General features: G+C 62.5%; 17 protein-coding genes. 14 read left to right on the forward strand and 3 right to left on the reverse strand.

The features are described 5' to 3' along the window. The 6 genes from M2396_RS17130 to M2396_RS17155 form a co-directional block, all read left to right on the forward strand. On the forward strand, window positions 1-4,611 hold a 4,611-nt coding region (locus M2396_RS17130), incomplete at its 5' end, for an immunoglobulin-like domain-containing protein (RefSeq protein ID WP_259076242.1). A gap of 166 nt (window positions 4,612-4,777) precedes the next feature. Further along, window positions 4,778-5,119 carry a tryptophan synthase subunit beta gene (locus M2396_RS17135; protein ID WP_101323136.1) on the forward strand — a complete coding sequence of 114 codons (342 nt, stop codon included), beginning with the start codon at window positions 4,778-4,780 and terminating at the stop codon, window positions 5,117-5,119. Window positions 5,120-5,302: 183 nt separating this feature from the next. Next, window positions 5,303-6,202: a TauD/TfdA dioxygenase family protein gene (locus M2396_RS17140; RefSeq protein ID WP_409035107.1), complete on the forward strand. Its 900-nt coding sequence runs from the start codon at window positions 5,303-5,305 to the stop codon at window positions 6,200-6,202. Window positions 6,203-6,220: 18 nt separating this feature from the next. Continuing rightward, window positions 6,221-7,240, forward strand: coding sequence for an ABC transporter substrate-binding protein (locus M2396_RS17145; protein WP_150573223.1), 1,020 nt, complete (start codon window positions 6,221-6,223; stop codon window positions 7,238-7,240). A 6-nt stretch (window positions 7,241-7,246) separates the two neighbouring features. Next, the gene (locus M2396_RS17150) at window positions 7,247-8,110 is read left to right on the forward strand and encodes an ABC transporter ATP-binding protein (RefSeq protein WP_259076247.1); all 864 of its coding nucleotides are present in this window, start codon (window positions 7,247-7,249) and stop codon (window positions 8,108-8,110) included. Between the two features lie 13 nt (window positions 8,111-8,123). Beyond that, the gene (locus tag M2396_RS17155; protein WP_259076249.1) at window positions 8,124-8,987 is read left to right on the forward strand and encodes an ABC transporter permease; all 864 of its coding nucleotides are present in this window, start codon (window positions 8,124-8,126) and stop codon (window positions 8,985-8,987) included. A 22-nt stretch (window positions 8,988-9,009) separates the two neighbouring features. Here the strand turns inward: M2396_RS17155 and M2396_RS17160 are convergent, their stop codons facing one another. Beyond that, a complete protein-coding gene (locus M2396_RS17160; RefSeq protein ID WP_101322654.1) occupies window positions 9,010-9,567 on the reverse strand; it encodes a WYL domain-containing protein in 558 nt (185 codons plus the stop codon). A 205-nt stretch (window positions 9,568-9,772) separates the two neighbouring features. On the opposite strand from M2396_RS17160, the gene M2396_RS17165 reads away from it, so the two are divergent. The 6 genes from M2396_RS17165 to M2396_RS17190 all read left to right on the forward strand — a co-directional run bounded on the left by M2396_RS17165 (window position 9,773) and on the right by M2396_RS17190 (window position 15,730). Next, the gene (locus M2396_RS17165; RefSeq protein WP_259076253.1) at window positions 9,773-10,585 is read left to right on the forward strand and encodes a tetratricopeptide repeat protein; all 813 of its coding nucleotides are present in this window, start codon (window positions 9,773-9,775) and stop codon (window positions 10,583-10,585) included. Between the two features lie 112 nt (window positions 10,586-10,697). Then, complete coding sequence (locus M2396_RS17170; protein ID WP_150571430.1) at window positions 10,698-11,150, forward strand: MarR family winged helix-turn-helix transcriptional regulator; 453 nt, start codon at window positions 10,698-10,700, stop codon at window positions 11,148-11,150. Next, entirely contained in the window at window positions 11,147-13,234 is a 2,088-nt protein-coding gene (locus M2396_RS17175; RefSeq protein ID WP_259076255.1) for an FUSC family protein, read from the forward strand. The genes M2396_RS17170 and M2396_RS17175 overlap by 4 nt, the downstream gene beginning before the upstream one ends. Beyond that, a complete protein-coding gene (locus M2396_RS17180) occupies window positions 13,231-13,443 on the forward strand; it encodes a DUF1656 domain-containing protein (protein WP_101322650.1) in 213 nt (70 codons plus the stop codon). The genes M2396_RS17175 and M2396_RS17180 overlap by 4 nt, the downstream gene beginning before the upstream one ends. Beyond that, complete coding sequence (locus tag M2396_RS17185; protein WP_150571428.1) at window positions 13,440-14,315, forward strand: HlyD family secretion protein; 876 nt, start codon at window positions 13,440-13,442, stop codon at window positions 14,313-14,315. The genes M2396_RS17180 and M2396_RS17185 overlap by 4 nt, the downstream gene beginning before the upstream one ends. Further along, the gene (locus M2396_RS17190) at window positions 14,312-15,730 is read left to right on the forward strand and encodes an efflux transporter outer membrane subunit (protein ID WP_188036883.1); all 1,419 of its coding nucleotides are present in this window, start codon (window positions 14,312-14,314) and stop codon (window positions 15,728-15,730) included. The genes M2396_RS17185 and M2396_RS17190 overlap by 4 nt, the downstream gene beginning before the upstream one ends. 20 nt (window positions 15,731-15,750) lie before the next feature. On the opposite strand, the gene M2396_RS17195 is transcribed toward M2396_RS17190, so the two are convergent. Both M2396_RS17195 and M2396_RS17200 read right to left on the reverse strand, forming a co-directional pair. After that, window positions 15,751-17,238 (reverse strand): YifB family Mg chelatase-like AAA ATPase, encoded by a 1,488-nt coding sequence (locus tag M2396_RS17195; protein WP_188036882.1) that lies wholly within the window; start codon window positions 17,236-17,238, stop codon window positions 15,751-15,753. 110 nt (window positions 17,239-17,348) lie between these two features. Beyond that, entirely contained in the window at window positions 17,349-17,648 is a 300-nt protein-coding gene (locus tag M2396_RS17200) for an accessory factor UbiK family protein (protein ID WP_181109146.1), read from the reverse strand. A 404-nt stretch (window positions 17,649-18,052) separates the two neighbouring features. Here M2396_RS17200 and glnK point away from each other — a divergent pair, with 404 nt between their 5' ends. Together glnK and M2396_RS17210 are read left to right on the forward strand one after the other, a co-directional pair. Further along, a complete protein-coding gene (glnK, locus tag M2396_RS17205) occupies window positions 18,053-18,391 on the forward strand; it encodes a P-II family nitrogen regulator (RefSeq protein WP_002555808.1) in 339 nt (112 codons plus the stop codon). Window positions 18,392-18,439: 48 nt separating this feature from the next. Next, window positions 18,440-19,762 (forward strand): ammonium transporter, encoded by a 1,323-nt coding sequence (locus M2396_RS17210; protein ID WP_259076592.1) that lies wholly within the window; start codon window positions 18,440-18,442, stop codon window positions 19,760-19,762. The last annotated feature ends 325 nt before the right edge of the window (window positions 19,763-20,087 follow it).

Genomic DNA, 20,087 nt, shown 5'->3' on the forward strand with positions numbered 1-20,087 from the left:
GATGCGAACCTCACCTTCAACTTCCAGCTGAGCAATCCGCCGCAGGCGGGTACCACTGCTACCTTGACCGTTAACGTCGGTGGCACTGATTACACCGTCACTGTTGGCGCTGATGGCAAGGGCACCTTGTCGGTCCCGAATACCAACGTTGAAGACGTGTACAAAGACGGTAGCGAAGTCACCGCGACTGTAACCGCGGTCAACGGCGGTGACTTCGAAGCCGTCGATCTGACCGGCGCGACCACCACTGTTGCCGTCGAAGACACCATCGATACCACGACTGTGACAGTCACCGGCGTACCGGCGAAAGAAGGCGATGCCAACGTCACCTTCAACTTCGAGCTAAGCGACAAGCCTCAGGCTGGCAGCGATCCGGTCGTCCTGAACGTACGCATCGGCAGCACCGACTACACCGTCAACATCGACAGCAACGGCAAGGGCTCCATCCAGGTCCCGAACCCGAACAGCGAAGACGTGTACAAGGACGCCAGCCAACTGGTCGCCACTGTCACCGGCGGCACTGGCGGCAACTTCGAGAAGATCGCCACTGGCGCGACCGGCACAGCGCAAATCGCTGACACCGAGACCCCAGTCACCGTCAAGGTCACCGGTGTTGCGGCCACCGAAGCAGATGCCAAGGTCACCTTCAACTTCGAGCTAAGCGACAAGCCTCAGGCTGGCAGCGATCCGGTCGTCCTGAACGTACGCATCGGCAGCACCGACTACACCGTCAACATCGATAGCAACGGCAAAGGCTCGATCCAGGTCCCGAACCCGAACAGCGAAGACGTGTACAAGGACGCCAGCCAACTGGTCGCCACTGTCACCGGCGGCACTGGCGGCAACTTCGAGAAGATCGCCACTGGCGCGACCGGCACAGCGCAAATCGCTGACACCGAGACCCCTGTCACCGTCAAGGTCACCGGCGTTCCGGCAACCGAAGCTGATGCCAAGGTCACCTTCAACTTCGAGCTGAGCGACAAGCCTCAGGCCGGCAGCGCGCCAGTCGTACTGAACGTGCGCATCGGCAGCACCGACTACACCGTTAACATCGACAGCAACGGCAAGGGCTCGATCCAGGTCCCGAACCCGAACAGCGAAGACGTGTACAAGGACGCCAGCCAACTGGTCGCCACCGTCACCGGCGGCACCGGCGGTAACTTCGAGAAGATTGCCACTGGCGCGACCGGCACAGCGCAAATCGCTGACACCGAGACCCCAGTCACCGTTAAGGTCACTGGCGTTCCGGCTACCGAGGCTGATGCCAAGGTCACCTTCAACTTCGAGCTGAGCGACAAGCCTCAGGCCGGCAGCGCGCCAGTCGTATTGAACGTGCGCATTGGCAGCACTGACTACACCGTCAACATCGACAGCAACGGCAAGGGCTCCATCCAGGTCCCGAACCCGAACAGCGAAGACGTGTACAAAGACGCTAGCGAGTTGGTCGCCACCGTCACCGGCGGCACCGGCGGTAACTTCGAGAAGATCGAAACCGGCGCGACTGGCACAGCACAAATTGCTGACACCGAAACCCCTGTCAGCGTAATCATCACGCCGCAAGCTGCGACTGAAGCTGACGCCGACGTCATCTTCAACTTCCAGATGAGCAAGCCGCCGCAGGCTGGCAGCGACCCAGTGGTACTGGTCGTCAAAGTCGGCGCCAGCAACTACAACGTCTCGATCAACAGCCAAGGCCAAGGCACGCTGAGCGTACCTAATCCGAACACCGAAGACGTCTTCAAGGACGCCAGCAAGCTGGTTGCGACCGTGGTCAGCGGCACCGGTGGCAACTACGAGAAGATCGAAACCGGCGCAACCGCGATTGCCGATATCGCCGACACCATCGATACCGTCTACGCCAAGATCAGCATGGTCGGTACCGGTTCGGTCAACGAAGGCGGCAACCTGACCTACAAGGTCGAGCTGGTCGACAAGTCGGGCAACTCGATCAGTGTGCCAACCGGCAAGTCGGTTTCGGTCAACCTGGAATGGTCCGGCAATGCTGATGCCAGCGACATTGAAGGTACGCTGCCAACCAGCGTGACCATCAATGGTGGCAAGAGCAGCGTCGAGTTCAACGTCAAGACCTTCGACGACACCAAGATCGAAAGCAGCGAGACGCTGACCGCCACCATCAAGCAGGTCAACGACACCAATCAGGTGTTCGAGAACCTCGCGGTGGGCAGCCAGAACGTCGCCACCGGCACCATCATCGACAACGACAAAGGCCCGGTCATCACCGCGCCTGGCAGCGCTTCGATCATCGAGAGCGGCACCGGGGGTGGCGCTGATGTGGTCCTGGTCCTCGACCGCTCGGGCAGTATGGGGCCGAAGGGCAACGGCGACGGCGGCAGCGACCCGGATGGTAGCGGGCCGTATACCTCGCGCCTGCAGATGCTCAAGGAAGCGGTGAAGAACCTGTTCGACTCCGGTACCGTGCATTCGGTGTTTATCGTGTCGTTCGGCTCCAGTGCCACCTTCCACAGTTCCGGTAAAGATGGCGGCTGGTTCACCAACCTGGATGACGCCTATGCGGCCATCGACGCCCTCAAGGCTGGCACCCAGACCTACTACAACAGTGCCCTGAACACGGTCATCAACAACTACACAGCGCCGCCGCCGGGCGGCAACAAGCTGGTCAACATCTTCATGTCCGACGGCGTGCCTACCAGCGGCCAGGGCGCCAATGAAAACAACTGGATCAACTTCCTTGACCAGAAAGGCTTCAATGACTCCTTCGCTGTGGGCTTCGGCGGGCTGAGCAATACCGACAAGAACTACCTCGAGCCGATCGGCTGGAAGCCAGGTGAAACCGCCGGTTCCATCACTCAAGGTGTGAATGACAACCATGTGCTGGTCGTCGATACCTCGCTCAGCGCCCTGACTCAGGCGCTGGTGGGTAGCGTTGGCGGCAGCGCGGTGTCCGGCAACGTCACCGACAACGCCACCAGCGGTACCGCTGGCTGGGCCAGCAACGGCTGGAAGCTGACGTCGGTTGAGTACAACGGCGTTACTTACTCGTTCACCAGTGCCACCGACTCCAAGACCCTCGACCTGGGCAATGTCGGCAAGGTAGTGATCAAGTCCGATGGCAGTTACACCTTCTCGGGCAAGGACAACTTCGACACGGCCGATTCGCTGTCGGCAGTGGTCAAGTTCACGGTCAAGGATGCTGCTGGCAACACCGCGTCCTCGTCGCTGACCCTGACTGTCAACGACCGCAGCGACCCAATCGCTGGCAACGACGACGTGACCGCCACACTGACCTCGAAAACGGTCATGGGCGCGCCAACCGACGTTACCTTGGCCAGCTTCACAAGCGGCGAGAAGAGCCAGTGGCGGTTCGAGAACGCAGTTGATCGCGACACGCCTAACCCGGCAGCCGACACCGGCCGCTGGCAGGTGAGTTCGGTGGTCGGCACCACGGCGGATGCCAGTGTCAGCAGCGGCAGCAATCCGACCCTCGTGCTGACGGATCGCAACGGTAATAGCAACGGCGATGCCTCGATCCTGACCCCGCTGTACAAAGCGGTGGGCGGCGAGACGATGTCGTTCAAGGCGGTAGCTTCGCTGTCGACAGTGAATTACTGGTTTTCGACCGAGAAAGACACTGCGGCCTGGACGCTGTTCAAGAGCACCGATGGCGTCAACTGGACCGTGGCCGGAGGCGGCTCGATCGCCAACGGTACCTCCACCATCACCACCGATGCGCTGGAAGCGAACGCCCAGTACCGCGTGCAACTGAGCGTGCATGACGACACCAGCAGCTTCTACACGGGTAATGCCTCGGTCAGCTTCGACGACTTCAAAGTCACCGTACCTGGCGCCCCCGTGGTCGAGTGGACTGCCACCCCTGTCACTGGCACTGTGGCTGGCAACGACGTGTGGGGCACTGACGGCGAAGTCTCGACCCTGGCAATCAAGGTCAACGGCGCCTGGGTCGATGTACCAACAGGCGGCACCACCGTCGACGGTCAGTACGGCAGCCTGGTGATCGCCAAAGACGGCTCGTACACCTACACCCCGACTGCGAGCAAAGACGGCGTCGGCCACATGGATCAGTTCGATTACAAGCTGACCCAGCCGGACGGCGATACCGACACCGCGCACCTGTACGTGACCATTCAAGGTACCGGCCCAGGCGCAGCTGGCCTGGCGGCACCGGCGTGGACCAGCGGCAATGACACGCTGCTGGGCGGCGACGGTAACGACAACATCTTCGGCGGTGCCGGCAACGACACGCTGATCGGCGGCAAGGGCAACGACACCCTCACCGGCGGCAGCGGTGCCGACCTGTTCGTCTGGAAAGCGGGCCACACCGGCAACGATGTGATCACCGACTTCAAGGCTTCCGAAGGCGACCGCATCGACCTCAGCGAACTGCTCCAGGGCGAGAAGGGCAGCACCATCGACAACTATCTGAAGATGACCACCGTGCAAGGTGACACCGTTCTGCAGATCAGCAGCGATGGCAAGCTCAACGTTCAAGATGGCACCAATCACGTCGATACCACTATCACCGTGCAGGGCGTCAACTGGTCGAACAGCTCCATCAACTCGCTGATCAGCGGTGCCGATCCGTTGATCAAGGTCGACAACCACAACGGCTGATGTTCACCCGCCAGCAGCAGGCAACTGCTGCTGGCGTTGTGCACTGATTCAATTCCGGCCTCGTCGCAGCTTGCCTGCAACGAGGCCGGATTCGTGTTGGGCTACCTCAAGCGTTATCCTGCCCCTATCGCAACCAGAAGGATTCACCGTGACAACGGATCACAGCCTGTATTACGTGCAGCGCGACGCCGATGGGCGCCTGTCGCGGGTCGACGCCAAGGCTTTTGAAGGCCATACCGAAACCCTGCCGGGTGACCACGTCGAGGTCCTGCATTGGCTGGCCGACGATGTTGTCGGCAACAGCCTCAACCAGCTCAAACAGAGCGATCTGGACATGATCCGGGTGCTCGAGGACTTGATCGAAGTGCTGACCAACAAAGGCGTGCTGAGCATTACCGACCTGCCGGCCGGCGCTCAGGCCAAGCTGCTCAGCCGCTCCAGCGCACGGCGTGCATTGGGTGGACTGAGTAACCTGATCGAAGAAGAGCCTGAAGGCGGTTTGATCTGAGCAGCCGTTCATATGTATATGCACTAACGGTATTTAAAATAATGTTCTTATGACTTTATAGTCACTCCACTGCGTACCTGCCGACCAATCGGCGCGCCGCACGATGTGAATCCACACGGGAGTCCCGCGTGCGTTTCTGATCGTTGCGCGCCTTTTGCATCGCGCACTATGTGGGAGTGACACATGCCAGCCGTCTCCAGCGCCTTGTCGAGCAACGACAGCGCACCCTCGCAACCCTTCGAGGTTCGTCCATTTGCCGGCGCAGTCGGTGCCGAAGTCATCGGCCTGAACCTGGCTCAGCCGGTCAACAGCGAAGACTTCCAGCGTATCCATCGCGCTCACCTCGACCATCACGTGCTGGTTTTCCGTGACCAGCGCATCGTTCCCGAACAACAGATTGCGTTCAGCCGACGCTTCGGCGAGCTACAGATCCATGTGCTCAAACAGTTCCTGCTGCCGGGTCATCCAGAGATACTGATCGTTTCCAACATTGTCGAAAACGGCCAGAACGTTGGCTTGGGCGATGCGGGTAAATTCTGGCACTCCGATCTTTCCTATAAAGAACTGCCCAGCCTCGGTTCGATGCTGCACGCCCAGGAGTTGCCCAGCGAAGGCGGCGATACTCTGTTCGCTGATATGCACAAAGCCTGGGACGCCGTGCCCGATGCCCTGCGCAAGGTCATCTCCGGCCGTGATGCCGCGCATTCGTATACAGCGCGGTATGCCGAGACCAAGTTTGAAGGCAACTGGCGCCCGACCCTTACTGCCGAGCAGCTCGCGCAGGTTCAGGAGGTGATTCACCCGATCGTACGCACCCATCCGGAAAACCACCGCAAGGCGCTGTTCGTCAGCGAAGGCTTCACCACCCGCATCGTTGGCCTGCCGGCAGACGAGAGCCGTGATGTGCTGCAGCAGCTGTACGCCCTGAGTGTTCTTGAACAGAACATCTACCGCCATCAGTGGCAGCCGCATGATCTGGTGTTCTGGGACAACCGCTCGCTGATCCATCTGGCCGCCGGCTGCCCAGCACACCTGCGGCGCAAACTTTTCCGCACCACCATCCAGGGCGATGCCCCGTTCTGACGACCGAGAGAACTCACCATGCGCAAATCCATCAGCCGCCTGGCGGCAAGCATCACCCTGGGCGCGACCCTGGCCGTTGGCACCCTGGCAGCGCCGGTCGCGGCACATGCCGAAGGCAAGATTCGCATCGCCGAGCAGTTCGGTATCGTCTATCTGCTGCTCAACGTAGTGCGTGACCAGCAACTGATCGAAAAGCACGGCAAGGAAGAAGGCCTCGACATCAAGGTCGACTGGGCACAGTTATCAGGGGGCGCGGCGATCAACGACGCATTGCTGTCCGGATCGGTGGATATCGCCGGCGCCGGTGTCGGCCCACTGCTGACGGTCTGGGACCGGACCAAAGGCCGGCAGAACGTCAAGGCCGTGGCATCGCTGGGCAACTTCCCGTACTACCTGGTCAGCAGCAATCCGAATGTCAAAACCATCGCCGACCTCTCCGAGAAAGACCGCATCGCGGTGCCGGCCGTAGGGGTGTCAGTCCAGTCGCGCTTCCTCCAGTACGCTGCCGCCAAGCAGTGGGGTGACAAGGAATACAACCGCCTCGACAAATACACCCTCGCTGTCCCGCATCCCGATGCCACCGCAGCACTGCTGGCCGGCGGCACCGAACTGAACGGGCATTTTTCCAACCCGCCGTTCCAGGACCAGGTGCTGGCCAACAAGAACGTGCACATTGTCCTCAACAGCTATGACTTGCTGGGTCCCAACTCGCCGACCCTGCTGTTTGCCACCGAAAAATTCCGCAACGACAACCCGAAAACCTACAAAGCCTTTGTCGCCGCACTTGCCGAAGCGGCTGATTTTGCTCAGCACGACAAGGCGGCCGCAGCCGATACCTACATCCGCGTGACCAAGGCCAAGATCGACCGTGACGCGCTGATTCGACTGATCGACAACCCGCAGTACGAATTCACCATCACCCCGAAAAACACCTACCCCTTGGCTGAATTCCTCTATCGAGTCGGCGCGATCAAGAACAAACCCGCGTCATGGCAGGACTACTTCTTCGAGGACGCCCGTCCTCTGCAGGGGAGCTGATCGCCGATGAGCGTCCCTTTGCCAGGCCACGCGGCCAGCAAGCTGAGCCGTGTAGCCACGCCGGCGTTGCTGGCTGTGGATAACGTAAGCCTTGAATACCGCACCGCGCAGCAGGTGGTGCGCGCCACTCATCAGGTCAGTTTCGAGATCGACCAGGCTGATCGCTTCGTTCTGCTAGGCCCCTCGGGCTGCGGCAAATCTACCTTGCTCAAGGCAGTTGCCGGCTTCATCGAGCCCAGCGAAGGGCAGATCCGTCTGCAGGGCCAAGCGGTGCAAGGGCCAGGTCCTGATCGTATTGTGGTGTTTCAGGAGTTCGACCAACTGCCGCCCTGGAAGACCGTAAAGCAGAATGTCATGTTCCCGCTGCTGGTGTCCGGCCAGCTCAAACGCAACGAGGCTGAGCAACGTGCCTTGCATTACCTGGAGAAGGTGGGCCTGGCAGCGTTTGCCGACGCCTACCCGCACACGCTGTCAGGTGGCATGAAAGCGCGGGTAGCGATTGCTCGTGCGCTGGCCACCCAGCCGAAGATCCTGTTGATGGACGAACCGTTCGCTGCACTCGATGCCCTGACCCGTCGCAAGATGCAGGAAGAGCTGCTGCTGTTGTGGGAGGAGGTGCGTTTCACCCTCTTGTTCGTCACCCATTCGATCGAAGAAGCACTGATTGTAGGCAACCGCATTCTGCTGTTGTCGCCGCATCCAGGGCGAGTTCGCGCTGAAGTACACAGCCATCAGTACGACCTGGGCAGCCTGGGTGCCAGTGATTTCCAGGCCAGTGCCAAGCGCATCCATCGGCTGCTGTTCGACGAGGCATCAGAGCCTGAACACAGCGCCGAGCTGGGCTTCAACGACATTCGCATCGCCTACTGAGGGGAGACAGGGCATGACCACGACACCTGTTCGCCAGGAATATGAAGTGCAGCTGGAGCCTTTGCTCAGTGTGCCGCTGCAAAGGCAGTTACCGTTAAGCCAACGCTTGTGGCAGCAAGGCTGGCTGCGCAAGACAGTGATTCTGCTGGTGCTGGCAGTCGCCTGGGAGCTGGCTGCGCGCTATACCGACAACGACCTGCTGCTGCCCAGCTTCCTGCAGACGGCTGCGGCACTGTGTGATTCTCTGCTCAGCGGCGAACTGCCTGAAAAGGTCGGCGTCTCGTTGGTGGTACTGCTCAAGGGCTATCTGTTGGGCATCATGCTGGCCTTCGGCCTGACCAGCCTCGCCGTATCGACGCAGTTTGGCCGCGACCTGCTCAGCAGCCTGACCTCGATGTTCAACCCGCTGCCGGCAATCGCTCTGCTGCCATTGGCCCTGCTGTGGTTCGGCCTGGGCGACAACAGCCTGATCTTCGTGCTGGTGCACTCGGTACTGTGGGCACTGGCACTCAATACCTACGCAGGCTTCATGGGTGTATCCGAAACCCTGCGCATGGCCGGGCGCAACTACGGCCTGCGCGGCCTGCGCCTGGTCGTACACATCCTCGTGCCCGCAGCGCTGCCGTCGATCCTGTCTGGCTTGAAGATTGGCTGGGCGTTCGCCTGGCGCACGCTGATCGCTGCCGAGCTGGTATTCGGCGCCAGCAGCGGCAAGGGCGGATTGGGTTGGTATATTTTCCAGAACCGCAACGAGCTGTACACCGACAAGGTGTTTGCCGGGCTGGCGGTGGTGATCTTGATCGGCTTGCTGGTCGAGGGGCTGGTGTTCAACACGCTGGAGCGCGTTACCGTGCGTCGCTGGGGGATGCAACGCTAAGGGCTGCGCCAGGCGCTGTGGCTCAGTCCTGATATTGAGCCGCAGCGCTGCTCAAGGTACGCCCGATTTCCTCACGCAGTGACTGCGGCAGCTCGACCACCAGGCTGTCGCCCTGACTCAGCAGCCACCAGCGCAGCGGCCAGCCGTCGCTGACCGTCGCGCGCAGGCGGTGGCCGTGTTCCAGCGCGGTCAACTGCATGTCCGGGGTCAACGGCGCGTCACGCAACTGTCGAGCGAGCAGATCGCTGATCCACGCCTGCAGCTCAATGCCATCACCCTGCACCGGCTGCAGCGCATCCCCGCGCAGGTACGCCTGCAAATCGAAATTGCCGCGCAGCTCGCTTACCGCTGCCGCTGACCAGTGCCAGCCAAACGGGATGCTCTTGTCATTGCGCTCAAGCGGGAAGATCAACGCAAGCTCGTTGAGGTCGCGCTCGACCGTGCGCTTGCTGACGATAAAGCCGACGTCACGCAACCCCCAGACCAACTCGGCGCTGGTAATGCCGGGCGAGCGGCTAGGCAGCTGACGTAGCAGGGCCCATTGACGGCTGAGGGTGGCGCGAGTAGTGGCGAACGGCAAAGGTAAACGTCCTTGTCTAGGCTTGCCGCACCAGAATGGCGGCACAGGGCGCGCATGGCAATTAGCCACACCTCGCTCAGATCAATGAACCTGCATTTGGTTGCCTGGGTTCGGATCGTTCGCGACAGGTTTCGTCGTAGCATGCCGCAGAATCACGCCTCACCACGGCTGTGGTTGGGTTGTGAAGCGTTCAATGAGGATGAACATGTCTGCTGCCAGCAATATCCATTCGCTGCTCGCGCGTCTTTTACCGGCGCGGATAATCCCTGTGCCGATTCCTCCGCGCCAGCGTCAGCACCTGTTCACCGGTGTCGGTCTACCCAGCTACTGCGGGCAGTTGGGCGAGCGCCCTGGCCTGGTCAATCGCCTGGATGAAGCCGTCGACCTGCAGGCGGTGTATGCCGACCTGCGCCGGCTTGCGCTGGCGGGCAACATCGCTGCACTGAACGACCTTGGCTGGATCTGGCTCAACGGCAAGTACTGGCTGGCAGATACGGTCCTGGCTGGGCATCTGCTGCGCATGGCCGCGCTGCAGGGCAATGCTGCCGCCTGGTTCAATCTTGGCCAGCAGCACTACTTCGGCAAAGGCGTGGCGGTGTGTTACGAGCAAGCCGCCGAATGCTATCGCCAGGCATTCGAGGGCGGCCTGCTGCACGCTGCCGCAGCGTTGGGCGACCTGTTCGAAGAGGAAGTCTGCGACGCTGAGCAGGAATGGATGGTTGACCCGGTCGAGGCGCTGCGCTGGTTCATGCGCGGGGCCAAACTGGGCGAGGCACGCTGTCGGTTTGAGGTCGGCCATCGTTTTCTGCATGGGTTGTATGTCGAGGCCGATATCAAGGCCGCACTGTACTGGCTGGAGCTGGCGGCAGCCGCCGGGGTGATGCAGGCAGCAGAAGAGCTGGCGGTGCATTTCAGCAGCCGCAACATGGCCCGCTACAAGGGTTGGCGTGATCAGGCGATCCAGATGGGCAGCAACCTGGCCTTGACCATGAAGCTTGAAGACCAGGTTCAGCGCTGAAGTGTATGAATAACCTTTCATCCTCGCAGTTCATCGCCGGCGGTTGACGCGGGGGGTGGGGCAGGGCGTATATTGATAGTTAGCAAACTATGAATATATTTCCGGTTACTCCATGACACTCGATTCACTGCACCTGCAAGTCAGCAGCGGCATGGTGGTTGGCGCACGCCACTGGCGGCGTATCTGCCATACAGCCCTGACCAGCTATGGTATTTCCGAAGCCTGCGCGGTGCCGCTGCTGATGATCGTGCGCCTGGGCGATGGCGTGCATCAGGTCGCGGTGGCCAACGCTGCCGGGCTGGAGAGCCCGTCACTGGTGCGCCTGCTCGACCAGCTGTGCCGAGCCGGGCTGGTCTGTCGCAGTGAAGATCCGCTCGATCGCCGGGCCAAGGCGCTGAGCCTGACTGCCGAGGGCCGGGTACTCGCCGAGTCGATCGAAGGCGAGCTGGTGCGTCTGCGGCGTGACATCCTCAAGGGCATCAGCCAGGCTGATCTGGAGGCCTCGCTGCGAGTGATCCGAGCCTTCGAAGCCGCCGCTCAAGAGCCCATTGAGGGCCTGGCATGAACGGCTTCTTCAGCTCGATGCCGCCTGCCCGCGACTGGTTCTACGGCGTGCGCACCTTTGCCGCGTCGATGATCGCCCTGTACATCGCCCTGCTGATGCAGCTGCCGCGCCCGTACTGGGCGATGGCTACGGTGTACATCGTCTCCAGCCCTTTCGTTGGCCCCACCAGCTCCAAGGCCCTGTACCGCGCCCTCGGCACGCTGCTCGGCGCAGGCGGGGCGATCCTGCTGGTACCGCCGCTGGTACAGTCGCCGTTGTTGCTGTCGGGGGCCATCGCCCTGTGGACAGGGACCTTGCTGTTCCTCTCGCTGAACCTGCGCACCGCCAACAACTACGTGCTGATGCTGGCGGGCTATACCTTGCCGATGATTGCTCTGGCGGTAGTCGACGACCCGCTGGCGGTGTTCGACGTCGCCTCGTCGCGGGCCCAGGAGATCTGCCTGGGCATCGTTTGCGCAGCGGTGGTGGGCGCGATCTTCTGGCCGCGGCGGCTGGCGCCGGTGGTGGTCGGTTCGACCGGCAATTGGTTCGCCGAAGCGATCCGCTACAGCGACAGCTACCTGGCCCGTGATGTCGCGGTCGACAATGTCGCCGCCCTGCGCGCCTCGATGGTTGCCACCTTCAACAGCCTTGAGCTGATGATCGGCCAGCTCGGTCACGAAGGCGCCGGCCCGCATACCTTGAAGAATGCCCGCGAACTGCGTGGCCGGATGATCCACCTGCTGCCGGTCATTGATGCCCTCGACGACGCCCTGCGCGCCCTCGAAGGCCGCGCGCCAGCGCAGTTCAACCTGATTCAGCCGCTGCTGGCCGATGCTCGCGATTGGCTGCAAGGCAGCGCCGAGGATGCTTCGGTGCTGCGCTGGCGCACCCTCAGAGACAAACTCGAATCTCGGCAACCAAGCGCTGCCGCGCTCGATCAGCGGCCCGAACTGCTGCTCTCCAACGCGCTTTACCGACTGACCGAATGGGTCGACCTGTGGCAGGACTGCTGCGCCCTGCAACATGCTTTGCGCACCGATGACGCCGCGCCCTGGCGGGCGGTCTACCGGCATTGGCGGCTGGGCCGGCTGACGCCGTTTTTCGACCGTGGGCTGATGCTCTACTCGGTGTTCTCTACGGTTACAGCGATCATCGTCGCCTGCGCATTGTGGATTGGCCTGGGCTGGCACGACGGCGCCAGCGCAGTGATCCTCGCCGCGGTCGCCTGCAGCTTCTTCGCCGCCATGGACGACCCCGCGCCGCAGATCTACCGGTTCTTCTTCTGGACTATGCTGTCGGTGATCTTCTCCAGCCTGTACTTGTTCCTGGTCCTGCCCAACCTGCACGACTTCCCGATGCTGGTGCTGGCCTTCGCCGTGCCGTTCATCTGCGTCGGCACCCTCACCGTGCAGCCGCGCTTCTACCTCGGCACCTTGCTGACCATCGTCAACACCGCGACCTTTGTCAGCATCCAGGGTGCCTACGATGCCGACTTCTTCACCTTCCTCAATGCCAACCTGGCAGGCCCGGTGGGCTTGCTGTTCGCGTTTATCTGGACCTTGCTGATGCGCCCGTTCGGCGTCGAGCTGGCGGCCAAACGGCTGACCCGTTTTGCCTGGCGCGACATCGTCGAAATCACCCAGCCAGCGCCGCTGGCTGAGCAGCGCAAAGTCGGTGTGCAGATGCTCGACCGCCTCATGCAACACCTGCCGCGGCTGTCGCAGACTGGCCAGGACAGCGGCGTGGCCCTGCGTGACCTGCGCGTGGGCCTGAACCTGCTGGACTTGCAGGCCTACCTGCCGCGGACTGGCCTGCAAGCACGCAAGGCACTGCAAACGGTGATCGAAGAAGTCGGCGCCCACTACGCCCAGTGCCTGCGCGCCGGCGAACGCCTGCATGCGCCGCCAGCCCTGCTGCGCAACATGGAACGTGCCCGGCAAAGCCTGGCGCTGGACGATCTGCACGACCGTGGCGATGCCCGCGTGCATTTGCTGCACGCCTTGAGCGGCCTGCGCCTGGCCTTGCTGCCGGGTGTCGAGGTGATGCTTGAGCCCAGTGCCCCCGCGCAACTGCCTGATGGCATCGATGGAGCCCCGCTGTGATTGGTGAACTGGATATCAGCGGGGTGTTCCTGCCCACGCTACTGGTGATGATGATCGGCACCTACCTGCTGTTTCTTGGCGTGCACGCTGTGCTGGTGCGCCTGCATTTCTACCGCCTGGTCTGGCACCGGGCGTTGTTCAACGTTGCCCTGTATGCCGTGCTGCTTGGCGCGGTAGACCACTTTTGCCGAAGCCTGATGCTGCCATGAAAAAACCTTTGTTGACCTTGGGCCGTGTGGTCCTGACCCTGCTGGTAGTGACCTTTGCCGCCGTGCTGATCTGGCAGATGGTGGTGTACTACATGTTCGCCCCGTGGACCCGCGACGGCCACATCCGCGCCGACGTGATCCAGATCGCTCCCGATGTGTCCGGGCTGATCCAGCGCGTCGAGGTGCGCGACAACCAGGTGATCAAGCGCGGCGACGTGCTCTTCAGCATCGACCAGGACCGCTTCAGCCTGGCCCTGCGCCACGCCCAGGCGACCCTGAGCGAGCGTCAGGAAACCCTCGCCCAGGCCACCCGCGAAACCCGGCGCAATAAAAAGCTGGGCAATCTGGTCGCGGCCGAGCAACTGGAAGAAAGCCAATCGCGCGAAGCCCGCGCCCGCTCGGCGGTCAATCAGGCTCAGGTCGCGGTCGACAGCGCGCAACTCAACCTTGATCGCTCGGTAGTGCGCAGCCCGGTCGACGGCTACCTCAACGACCGCGCCCCGCGTGCCCATGAGTTCGTTACCGCCGGCCGCGCAGTGCTGTCGGTGGTCGATAGCGGCTCGTACCACGTCGATGGTTATTTCGAAGAGACCAAGCTCGGCGGCATCCATATCGGCGATGCCGTCGACATCCGCGTGATGGGTGACGACACCCGCCTGCGTGGCCACGTCGAAAGCTTTGCCGCCGGCATCGAAGACCGTGACCGTAGCAGCGGCGCCAACCTGCTGCCCAACGTCAACCCGGCGTTCAGCTGGGTACGCCTGGCCCAGCGCATCCCGGTGCGGATTGCCTTCGATCAGGTGCCAGCCGACTTCCGCATGATCGCCGGCCGCACGGCCACAGTGACTATCCTCGAGGGCCAGCGCCCATGAAACGCCTGTTGCTGCTTGGCCTGAGCCTGTCACTCGGCGCCTGCCAGATGGTCGGCCCCGACTATCAGGTACCAGAGGACGCTGCGGTCCAGCGCAGCGACCTCAACGGCGCCCTGCGCCAGGACGCCGACAGCGTGGTCTCGGCACCGGTGCCGGAGGACTGGTGGCAGCTGTACCAGGACCCGCGTCTGAACCAGCTGGTACGCCAGGCCCTGGCCAGCAACAGCGAACTGCGCGTGGCGGCAGCCAACATCGCCAAGGCCCGCGCCCAGCTTGAGGTCGCTGAATCGCAGGGCGGCTTTGGGGGTTCCGGCAAGCTTGCTGCGCAACGCCTGCAGGAGTCTGGCGAAGCCTTCCTGCAACCGGAAAAAGTCCCGGTCGCAAACATCGGCGAAGCGATCATCAGCGCCTCCTACCAGTTCGACCTGTGGGGCACCTTCAAGCGCGGCACCGAAGCCGCCCAGGCCAACGCCGACGCCGTCCAGGCCGCCGCCGACACTGCCCGCATCACTTTGGTGGCCGACGTGGTCAAGGCTTACACGCAGGTGTGCTCGGCCAACGAAGAGCTGCACATCGCTCGCCAGTCGCTGGACCTGCAACAGCAAGGCGTGCAACTGACTCAGCGCCTGCGTGATGCCGGCCGTGGTGATGAAACCCAGGTCACTCGCTCGCAAACCCAGCTCAAGTCGTTGAGCGCTGAGTTGCCGCGTTTTCAGGCTGAACGCGAGACGGGCTTGTATACCCTGGCGGCGCTGCTGGCGAAACCGGTCGAGCAACTGCCGGCAGGCACTGCCGACTGCGCCGAGCTGCCGCATCTGGGCCAGTTGATCCCGGTGGGTGATGGCGCTGCACTGCTCAAACGCCGGCCTGACGTGCGCCAGGCAGAACGTCAGTTGGCAGCCGCTACAGCGAGCATCGGTGTCGCTACAGGTGCGCTGTATCCGAACATCAGCATCGGCGCTCAGGTCGGCACCATCGGCATCCTCGACAACCTCGGCGAGCCGTCTACCAACCGCTGGGGCTTTGGCCCGCTGGTCAGCTGGACCATCCCCACCAACGGCACCCGTGCTCGCATTCGCGAGGCCGAGGCCTCTACGCAAGCAGCCCTGGCCCATTTCGACGGCGTGGTCCTCAACGCCATCCGCGAAACCCAGACCCGGCTGGCGCAGTACAGCGCACTGCTCGACCGCCGTGATGCGTTGGCCGAGGCCGAACGTTCGGCCCAGCAAGCGGCCGAGCAGACTCACCGCTACTTCCAGGCCGGGCGCGAGTCGTTCCTGGCGGACCTGCAGGCGACCCGCACCTACACCGACATGCGCGGGCAGCTGGCCGCGGCCAACAGCCAGGTGGCGATGGGGCAGATCAGCGTGTTTCTGGCGTTGGGTGGTGGCTGGAAAGACCCAGCCGGCAAGTGATGCCGGCACGCTGAGCTGATCTACGAACCTGGCCGGTACTGCAACGCCTCAGCCAGATGGGCGCGGCCTATGCTGTCCAACTGCTCCAGATCAGCCAAGGTCCGCGCTACCTTGAGCAGCCGATGGGCCGCGCGCAGCGACAAGGTCAGGCGCTCGCAGGCGTTCTCCAGCCAGCTCTGGTCCTCTGCACTCAAACCGCAATAACGGCGCAGGCCATTGAGGTCGAGAAACGCATTGGCACAGCCCTGCCGGCGTTGTTGGCGCTCGCGGGCCTCGGCCACCACAGCAGCGACGCCGGCACTGGTTTCGCCGCTGGGCTGGTTGGTCAGCACCGTGCTTTCCCGCGCCACGGTCAGGTGCAGGTCAATCCGATCGAGTAGCGGCCCAGACAGCTTGTTGCGGTAACGCTGGATCAGTTCGGTGCTGCAGCGACAGCGGCCGGTGGGGTCGCCCAGATAGCCGCAGGGGCACGGGTTCATCGCTGCCACCAACTGAAAGCGGGCAGGGAAGCGCACTTTGTCCTTGGCCCGCGCCACCACGATCTCGCCGCTCTCCAGTGGCTCGCGCAACACCTCCAGTACGCGCCGCTCGAACTCCGGTAGTTCATCAAGAAACAGCACACCGTGGTGGGCGAGGGTGATCTCCCCCGGCTGTGGCCGACTGCCGCCACCGACCAGGGCCGGCCCGGAGGCCGAGTGATGCGGATGTCGGAACGGCCGCTGCGGCCAACTGCTCAACGGCGTGCGCCCGCTCACCGATTGAATCGCCGCCACCTCCAGCGCCTCATGCTCATCCAGCGGCGGCAGCAAGCCAGGCAGGCGGCTCGCAAGCAAGGTCTTGCCGGTGCCTGGCGGGCCGGTGAACAGCAGATTGTGGGCACCCGCCGCCGCCAGCAGCAGCGCCCGTTTGGCCGCCACCTGGCCCTGCACTTCGCTCAAATCCGGGTAAGGCTTGCTCTGCAGCACCAACCCATTGGCCGCGTAAGGCGCCAACGGCACCTGGCCGTTGAGGTGGGCGACCAGCTCCTGTAGATGGGCAACCGCATACACCACCAATCCACTGGCCAGGCTCGCCTCCTCGGCATTGTCCCGCGGCACCACCAGTGCCCGGCCGGCATCGCGTGCCGCCAGCGCTGCAGGCAGTACCCCCTGCACCGCCCGCACGGCACCGGACAAGGCCAACTCGCCCAGGCACTCAATCTCGCTCAGCTGGGCAACCGGCACCTGCGCATCGGCCGCCAGAATGCCCAGGGCAATAGCCAGGTCGTAGCGCCCGCCGTCCTTGGGCAGGTCGGCAGGGGCGAGGCTCTGGGTAATGCGCCTGGCGGGATAGTTCAGGCCCGAGTTGACGATGGCGCTGCGCACCCGGTCCTTGCTCTCTTTGACGGTGGTTTCCGGCAGGCCGACCAGCGTCAGCGTGGGCAAGCCATTGGCGAGATGGGTCTCGACACTGACGGCAGGCGCCTCGACGCCGACCTGGGCGCGGCTGTGAACAAGGGCGAGGGACATGGACACTCCGTAGTCGCTGATGAAAGCCGCGTCCTGCGGCACGTCATCAGCGTAGCGGGGTGTTGTGTGGCTGCTTCGGGAAGAGTGCTTCGGGGTTTTACAGGGGGCCTTTAGGAAGCCGCTTGATCCGCCGCCGGTTCAGCCGCCTGCGCCGCTGGCGCCGCACTCATCCGTGCATCCAGCTCAGCAACCTGCTTCTCCAGCGCCTCAAGCCGCGCACGGGTGCGTGCAAGCACAACCATCTGGCTGTCGAATTCTTCCCGGCTGACCAGGTCGAGTTTGCTGAAGGCGCCCTGCATGAGCACCTTGAACTGGCTTTCCAGTTCAGCGCGGGGCTGGGCAGTGTCACCGTTGAACAGGCGCGAGGCCTGGTCGCTGAGGGCGTCTAGAAATGCTTTGGGCGCGAGCATGGTGGGCTGTCCGCTTGATCGAAAAAAGAGCCCAAGTGTAGCACGCCGGTATAAAGGCCCTTTGCCGCACGCTTTTCGCGCATTCAGGAGATAACCTGCGCACCAAAACCGTGCAGGTTTTCACTGATGGCGACTGGCCCAATCTGAACATTCCACGCAACTCGCTGTTTCCCGAGCATTTCCAGGTTTTGGCAAGGTTTCTGCAATGACCTTTACGAGCCATGCACTGATGCGGGTCCTTGTGACCAGGCAGTGCGCAGGCCGCGCCGCGAGGCGTTTGTTCAGCGTCACTTGCGAGATCGACGCCGAGCCATGCCAACGATGCGTTACAAAGCCGAGCACTGCGCTTAGACTTGAGACGGGTTTGTTTTCCTGGGGCAAGTCCACCAAATCGGGAGAGTTTCATGAAGCTAGTCACTGCCATCATCAAGCCGTTCAAACTGGACGACGTTCGCGAGTCGCTGTCGGAAATCGGCGTGCAGGGCATCACCGTCACTGAAGTCAAAGGCTTCGGTCGGCAGAAGGGCCACACCGAGCTGTATCGCGGTGCTGAATACGTGGTCGACTTCCTGCCCAAAGTGAAGATCGACGTCGCCATCGACGACAAGGATCTGGACCGGGTAATCGAGGCCATCACCAAGGCCGCCAACACCGGCAAGATCGGTGACGGCAAGATTTTCGTAGTCAATCTGGAGCAGGCGATCCGCATCCGTACCGGCGAAACCGATACCGACGCGATCTAAGCGACACAACAAAGCCTCACCAAACCCAACGCCCCAGGAGAAAACAACATGACTCTGCGTCAGATCGCAGGGCTAGGCGCCCTATTGTCCCTCGCAATGCCAGGCCTCGCGCTGGCCGAGGAAGCTGTCCCTACGCTGAACTCCGGCGACACCGCATGGATGCTCACTGCGACGGCGTTGGTACTGTTCATGACCATTCCAGGTCTGGCCCTGTTCTACGGCGGCATGGTCCGCTCCAAGAACGTGCTTTCGGTGATGATGCAGTGCTTCGCCATCACCGGCCTGATCAGCATCCTGTGGATGGTGTACGGCTATAGCCTGGCCTTCGATACCACCGGTATGGAAAAAGGCGTGCTCAACTTCAGCTCGTTCGTAGGCGGCTTCTCCAAAGCCTTCCTCAACGGCGTGACCCCAGCCAGCCTGACGGCGGCCTTCCCGGAAGCAGTGTTCATCACCTTCCAGATGACCTTCGCCATCATCACTCCCGCGCTGATCGTCGGTGCCTTCGCCGAGCGGATGAAGTTTTCGGCGATGCTGATCTTCATGGCAGTGTGGTTCACCCTGGTCTATGCGCCTATCGCGCACATGGTCTGGAGCGGCGACGGCGCACTGATGTGGGACTGGGGCGTACTCGACTTCGCTGGTGGCACCGTGGTGCACATCAACGCCGGTATCGCGGGCCTGGTCTGCTGCCTGGTGCTGGGCAAGCGTAAAGGCTACCCAACCACGCCAATGGCACCGCACAACCTGGGCTACACCCTGATCGGCGCAGCCATGCTGTGGATCGGCTGGTTCGGCTTCAACGCAGGCTCCGCCGCAGCTGCCAACGGCACCGCCGGCATGGCCATGCTGGTCACCCAGATCGCCACCGCCGCTGCGGCGCTGGGCTGGATGTTCGCCGAGTGGATCTTCCACGGCAAACCAAGCGCACTGGGCATCGCTTCGGGTGTAGTGGCAGGCCTGGTGGCAATTACTCCGGCAGCCGGTACCGTGGGCCCGATGGGCGCTCTGGTGATCGGCCTGGCCTCGGGTGTGATCTGCTACTTCTGTGCCACCAGCCTCAAGCGCAAGCTGGGCTATGACGACTCGCTGGATGCATTCGGTGTACACGGTATCGGCGGCATCGTCGGCGCCTTGCTCACCGGTATCTTCGCGGCACCGGCTCTGGGCGGCTTCGGCGCGGTGGACGACATCGGCGCGCAGTTCTGGATTCAGGCCAAGGGCGTGATCTTCACCGTGGTCTACACCGCTATCGTCACCTACATCATCCTCAAGGTACTGGATATGGTGATGGGCCTGCGGGTCACCGAAGAAGAAGAGTCGATCGGCCTCGACCTGGCGCAACACAACGAGCGTGGCTACAACCTGTAATCACGACGAAAAAAATTGCCCGGTTCGCCGGGCATTTTTTTGTCTGAATTTCGCAGTTTCGTGCAGAGCAAACGGTTTATCCGTTACGTTCGCGACGGATGCCAAAAACTTACAACCTGCAGTGCGTTTATGGAGCTTTGCTTTTTCTGCGAGCACGCTAGAATGCGCGCCGGAGAGTGCTGAAGAGTTAATCTCGCGCTTCTTCCAGCCTTTGCTAGGCTTGCCAATATCGTATGGCCAGCACCGGCTCAGGGATTTCGTCAGGCTCTGCCAGCAGCAGGGCCTGCAGGGTAGCGCTGCTCATCCAGCAGCGCATGCTCAAGGG

This window comes from Pseudomonas sp. BIGb0278 (assembly GCF_024809895.1).
Classification (GTDB): Bacteria; Pseudomonadota; Gammaproteobacteria; order Pseudomonadales; family Pseudomonadaceae; genus Aquipseudomonas; species Aquipseudomonas shirazensis.

Bases quoted from the DNA above. Each gene is read 5' to 3' on its own strand.
- M2396_RS17140 (WP_409035107.1), top strand. From the start codon at position 5,303: ATGCCAGCCGTCTCCAGCGCCTTGTCGAGCAACGACAGCGCACCCTCG.
- M2396_RS17145 (WP_150573223.1), top strand. From the start codon at position 6,221: ATGCGCAAATCCATCAGCCGCCTGGCGGCAAGCATCACCCTGGGCGCG.
- M2396_RS17150 (WP_259076247.1), top strand. From the start codon at position 7,247: ATGAGCGTCCCTTTGCCAGGCCACGCGGCCAGCAAGCTGAGCCGTGTA.
- M2396_RS17155 (WP_259076249.1), top strand. From the start codon at position 8,124: ATGACCACGACACCTGTTCGCCAGGAATATGAAGTGCAGCTGGAGCCT.
- M2396_RS17165 (WP_259076253.1), top strand. From the start codon at position 9,773: ATGTCTGCTGCCAGCAATATCCATTCGCTGCTCGCGCGTCTTTTACCG.
- M2396_RS17170 (WP_150571430.1), top strand. From the start codon at position 10,698: ATGACACTCGATTCACTGCACCTGCAAGTCAGCAGCGGCATGGTGGTT.
- M2396_RS17175 (WP_259076255.1), top strand. From the start codon at position 11,147: ATGAACGGCTTCTTCAGCTCGATGCCGCCTGCCCGCGACTGGTTCTAC.
- M2396_RS17185 (WP_150571428.1), top strand. From the start codon at position 13,440: ATGAAAAAACCTTTGTTGACCTTGGGCCGTGTGGTCCTGACCCTGCTG.
- M2396_RS17190 (WP_188036883.1), top strand. From the start codon at position 14,312: ATGAAACGCCTGTTGCTGCTTGGCCTGAGCCTGTCACTCGGCGCCTGC.
- M2396_RS17195 (WP_188036882.1), bottom strand. From the start codon at position 17,238: ATGTCCCTCGCCCTTGTTCACAGCCGCGCCCAGGTCGGCGTCGAGGCG.
- M2396_RS17200 (WP_181109146.1), bottom strand. From the start codon at position 17,648: ATGCTCGCGCCCAAAGCATTTCTAGACGCCCTCAGCGACCAGGCCTCG.
- glnK (WP_002555808.1), top strand. From the start codon at position 18,053: ATGAAGCTAGTCACTGCCATCATCAAGCCGTTCAAACTGGACGACGTT.
- M2396_RS17210 (WP_259076592.1), top strand. From the start codon at position 18,440: ATGACTCTGCGTCAGATCGCAGGGCTAGGCGCCCTATTGTCCCTCGCA.